This is a genomic window from Yoonia sp. (genome assembly GCF_017854415.1).
Classification (GTDB): domain Bacteria; phylum Pseudomonadota; class Alphaproteobacteria; order Rhodobacterales; family Rhodobacteraceae; genus Yoonia.
The window spans coordinates 1-4,985 of sequence record NZ_JAFMHR010000173.1; the positions used below are offsets into that span (position 1 = coordinate 1).

Consider the following 4,985-nt stretch of genomic DNA (forward strand, 5'->3'; position numbering starts at 1 on the left):
GCCACCATCGAAATCCGCTCGTACGGTCCAGGCGGGCAGCGATAGGGATTGGGCGGGGCGACCATCGCAAAGGTGCCACCCTGCGGCATCGCCATGATTTGCGCCTTCAGCAATTCAGTCTGCGATCCCGCCTTATAGGCATGGGGCATCGCGTTTTGCGCGCTGATATCCCAACCGGGGACTGCCCCGTCTACAAAGTCGATACCGGGTGACAGGATCAAACGGTCATAAGGCAAGCTGCCGCCACCCGCCAAGGCCACGGTCTTGGCGTCACGGTCAACAGCAACAGCCCAGTCATGCACCACATTGACGCCGAATTGGGCCGCCAGCGTGCCATAGCTATGCCCTAGGGACTGCATTTCGCGGAACCCGCCAAGATACAGGTTCGAGAAAAAGCAGGTGTAATATGTGCGGGTCGGCTCGACCAACGTCACATCAATGGCACCGCCGCTGTCTTTGGCGATATATCGCGCGGCCGTAGCCCCGCCAGCGCCGCCACCGACAACGACAACCCGTGGTTTGGTTTGTGCGCGCACCATCGGTGCGGCCAGCAGGCTGGCAGTTGCTGCGGCAGTTCCTAGGAAAGCTCTTCTATTATAGGTCATTTGAAATCCTCCCGGTTAGTTGATCGTTTCGAAATATGCGGCCAGCGCCGCGATCTCTTCGTCTGACAATCGGCCTGCCATCATTTGCATGACAGGATGGGCACGCACGCCCACTTTGTAGGCATGCATCGCCGTGACAAAATCGTCCGTGGGCCAATGCGTGATGGATGGAATGCCTGCACCTACGCCGCTGATCTGATGACAAGACGTGCACTCACCCGAAAGGTATTCGCCATATGCAGGGTCCCCCACAATCGCGAGGATTTCGGGCGCAACCGCATGATCGACCGCTGCTGCTGTGGGCGCAGATTCAGGGATATTCGACGGGCTGGCTGAAAACTGGCGCAAATAGGCAAGCACATCATCGCGGTCTTGCGGATCGGAAAATCCACGAAAACTCATCCTTGTGTTCGAAACAAGCGCGCGCGGGTTTTCAATAAAGTTATTGAGTGTCTCATAGGTCCAGAACAAGCCACCTGAGGCTGCGCGTTCAAAACCGCGTGAATAACGAAAGCCCTCGGATGCGCCGGCGGACCTGTCAAAAATATTGTTCAGGTGCGGCCCAATGCGGTTAACAGCGCCTTGGCCCACTTGATGGCAGCTTTTGCATTCCTGAAAAAGAGTTTCGCCGCGCGCGGCATCCCCCCCCGCATCGGCATTTGCTGGCCCGCAGACCACCACCAATGCCAATGCAAGAAGACGCGCAAACATCAGCCGTCAAAGCTTTGAATATAGGCGATCAGCGCCTCGATCTCTGCGGCGTCACGCACGCCCCGGAACGACATCTTTGTACCAGACATAGTCCCGCGCGGATCCGCCAAAAATGCGGCAAGGCTTTCTTGGGTCCAAACTTCGCCTGCTTGCGCAGCTTCCTGGAACACGCCGGAATACCGAAAGCCATCAACAGAGCCAACGGGTCGGCCGATCATGCCGTTCAGCACAGGTCCGGTGCGGTTTGTGGCACCTTCACCAAGTTGATGACACGCCTTGCACTGACGAAACGCGCCCTCACCAGCCGCAACCAGAACGGGGTCGAGCGCCACTGTTGGTGCTTCGGCAGGTTCCGCAGTAGCCTCTTCAACAACAGCCTCTTCTTCGTCAGCAACATCTGGTGTCACATCAAGCACACTGGCGTGCATTGTGATTTCCACACTGTCCTTGCAATTTTCCATGCAAGGCACCGCTGCAAAGATCGGCAGTTCAGTTTCGGCGCGGTCATCCATATAGAAACTGCCCGCGTTCGGCATTTCAACGTCTAGGAAATTTTCATCGCTCAACGTGAAATCATCGTCGACCAGATCATTCATATAAAGCAGATAAGCCGTGATTGCGTAAATCTCGTCCGGCTCTAGCGATTGCGCCTCTCCAAATGGCATCGCGCGGTTCACATAGTCATAGACCGTCGAAAGATAAGGCCAATAGGACCCGATTGTCTTGACCGGATCTGCATTGCTCAAAGTCCCGACACCACCAGCAAGAACCGGCCACCGACCGGTACCTTCGCCGAAATCACCGTGACAGGATGCGCATTTATCAACGAACACTTCTTCGCCGGTCCACACGTCGCCACTGCCCGCAGGCAGGCCAAGCCCGTCTGGCCGGATATCAATATCCCAGGCGGCGATTTCGTCTGGCAGAGCATCGCGGCCAAGCCCAAGCGTTTGCTGCGCCAGAACGGGTGCTGCGATGATGATAGCGGCGCTGATAGGGGCCAGGAATTTAAGAGATCTCGACATTTTCAGCCACCCCTTCTGCGTCGACGGCCCATGTTTGGATACCGTTGTTGTGATAGATCGAATTCTCGCCACGCACGCTGCGCAGCTGTTCCTTGGTCGGTTGCACATAGCCTGTGCTGTCATGTGCGCGGCTTTGCAGCAGCAGCGGTTTGCCGTCCCAGTCGAACTCGTAATAAAACCGGTGCATGGATTTATTCAGACTTGGGCCGGATATCCGCGCCTCGTGCCAGTTCATGCCGCCATCAATGGTGACATCTACGCGCGGGATCGTTCCACGACCTGACCACGCCACGCCGGTCATCACGACCGGACCGGGGCCATGCGTGATCGGCATTTGCGGGCTTGGGCTGGTAATCACGGATTTCGCGTCCATTTCCCACGTAAAGCGCCGCGCCTGACCGTTCGCCAAAAGATCGGTGTATTTGCTGGTTTCCTCGCGGTGATGCCATGGCTGGTCGCCCACTTCGATGCGGCGCAGCCATTTGACCCACATGTTGCCTTCCCAACCCGGAACGACCAAGCGGACAGGATAGCCCTGTTCAGGGCGCAGCGCCTCGCCGTTCATTTTGAACGCAACAAGGCAATCATCCATCGCCTTTTCCATCGGAATAGAGCGGGTCATACCAGACGCATCGGCCCCTTCGGGCAACAACCATTTGCCTGCGGTTTTGACGCCTGCCTCTTGTAAGATCAGGCGCAGCGGGATGCCTGTGTACATCACGTTATGGATCATGCCATGCGTGAATTGGCAGCCGTTCAACTGGGCACCGGCCCATTCCATGCCGGTGTTGGCTGCGCATTCCAGAAAGTAGACGTGGTTTTCGCGCGGGAACCGCATCAGGTCTTGCATGGTGAAAACCAGCGGGCGATCTACTAAGCCGTTGATCATAAGGCGGTATGCGCTTGGGTCGACTTCGGCCACACCTGCGTGGTGCCGTTCAAAGCACAAGCCGTTGGGCGTGATGATCCCATCAAGTTCGTGCAGCGGCGTAAAGTTGATCGAGCTAACAGGATCAGCCGTCAGCCAAGGTACGTTCTGGCGACGCACATGCGCCTCGAACTTCGAAGGAACACCGTAAGGGGCTTCATCAACCCCCGCCCCCAAAAACTGGGCCCATGGCTGTTTTTCCAAAATGGCGGGATCGCCCGCGGCCTTTGCCGCATTCGTGCCGCCAACCAATGCCGCCCCGCTTGCCGCGGCTCCCTTAAGGAAGTTGCGCCGCGATGGTTTCATGCCTTTAAAAATCTCGCTCATCTCTGGTTCTCTTTCCTCATCATGCGCCCACGACTTGCACTGACGTGTTTGGGGCAACTGAAACTGTGCCTTGTTTGCGAATGTAATCCTCAACGACGTCCCAAATCGGCGGACCCTCGGTGCCTTCGTTCACAGAAGCCCAACCGGCCACGACATAGCTTTTGGCAGGATCAATGGCGGCGCCTGTTTTTGTCAGGGTAAGATCGGATATCCGGCTGCCAATCGGTTGATTAATGTCAATCCGGTAGGCCATTCCGCCGATCCGCACCATGTCGCCGCCCTGTTGATAATAGGGGTCCGTATTGAACAAGTTGTCGGCCACGTCTTCAAGAATAGTGTGGATGAATTCACCCGTCATTTCAGTGCGGTAAGCATTGGGGTACGACATAGAGGTGACATTAAAGATGTCTTCGCGGGTGATATTTTGGCCGGGCATGATCGACGGACCCCAACGCACACCGGGCGACATGGAAATATCGGCCTCGCGTTCCTCGATCAGCGCCTCGCAAATCAAGTCATCCCACGATCCGTTAAAGTTGCCACGGCGATACAACAACGTGTCGTCGGCGGTTTTGCCTATCACTTCGGTCAAATCATCAAGAAATGGCGCGCGTTCGGCATCAATCGCGGCTGCAACATCGGTGTCCGGCGTGATGACATCCGAAAAGATCGGGATCAGCTTGTGGCGGAAACCCATCATTTGCCCGTCGCGCACATCCAAGTCAATGCGGCTAACGAACTTGCCGTTTGACCCAGACGCGATGATGATCGTGTCTCGAACCAGCACTGGTTCAGGCAAAGCATCATGCGTGTGCCCAGCTAAGATCACATCAATTCCGGTAACGCGCTCTGCCATCTTCTTATCGACATCAAAGCCGTTGTGCGACAGGCAGACAACAAGCTCGGCACCTTGGCCGCGCACTTCGTCCACCATTTCCTGCATGCGCTGATCGCGGATACCGAAAGAGTATTCAGGAAACATCCAGCCGGGATTAGCGATTGGCATATAGGGAAAGGCTTGCCCGATCACGGCGACTTTCACGCCGCCGCTTTCGTAAAACTGGTAAGGGGCAAAATCCTCGGCTGGTTCGTCCCATTCGGCGTCGAAAATGTTCTGGCCCAAAGCAGCAAATGGCAGATCAGCGACAATATCGCGGACACGATCGGACCCCAGTGTGAATTCCCAATGGAAGGTCATCGCATCAGGTTTCAGCAGGTTCATCACGTTCACGACGTCCTGGCCTTGGGTTTTGTGGCATGTGTAGGACCCATGCCAAGTGTCGCCGCCATCCAGCAGCAACGCATCAGGGCGGTCCGCGCGGATACTGTTCACAACCGTCGCGACGCGGTCCATGCCGCCCATTTTGCCATAAGTCTGACCAAGGGCCG

The 4,985-nt window shown here is 56.5% G+C and carries 5 protein-coding genes; all 5 read right to left on the bottom strand.

Annotated features, from left to right (window positions below; translation table 11 throughout):
• Positions 1–605: FAD-dependent oxidoreductase (locus QZ197_RS14645; RefSeq protein WP_296432886.1), on the bottom strand; the 605-nt coding region annotated here is incomplete at its 3' end.
• Positions 606–620: 15 nt separating this feature from the next.
• Positions 621–1,316, bottom strand: a complete 696-nt coding sequence (locus QZ197_RS14650; RefSeq protein WP_296432887.1) for a c-type cytochrome — start codon at positions 1,314–1,316, stop codon at positions 621–623.
• Positions 1,316–2,341 carry a c-type cytochrome gene (locus QZ197_RS14655; protein ID WP_296432888.1) on the bottom strand — a complete coding sequence of 342 codons (1,026 nt, stop codon included), beginning with the start codon at positions 2,339–2,341 and terminating at the stop codon, positions 1,316–1,318. The genes QZ197_RS14650 and QZ197_RS14655 overlap by 1 nt, the downstream gene beginning before the upstream one ends.
• Entirely contained in the window at positions 2,325–3,596 is a 1,272-nt protein-coding gene (soxC, locus tag QZ197_RS14660) for a sulfite dehydrogenase (RefSeq protein ID WP_296432889.1), read from the bottom strand. Before soxC ends, QZ197_RS14655 begins: the two co-directional genes overlap by 17 nt.
• Before the next feature lie 19 nt (positions 3,597–3,615).
• Positions 3,616–4,985: thiosulfohydrolase SoxB (gene soxB / locus QZ197_RS14665; RefSeq protein ID WP_296432890.1), on the bottom strand; the 1,370-nt coding region annotated here is incomplete at its 5' end.

Coding starts and splice junctions, on each gene's coding strand:
- QZ197_RS14650 (WP_296432887.1), bottom strand. CDS start 1,316: ATGTTTGCGCGTCTTCTTGCATTGGCATTGGTGGTGGTCTGCGGGCCA.
- QZ197_RS14655 (WP_296432888.1), bottom strand. CDS start 2,341: ATGTCGAGATCTCTTAAATTCCTGGCCCCTATCAGCGCCGCTATCATC.
- soxC (WP_296432889.1), bottom strand. CDS start 3,596: ATGAGCGAGATTTTTAAAGGCATGAAACCATCGCGGCGCAACTTCCTT.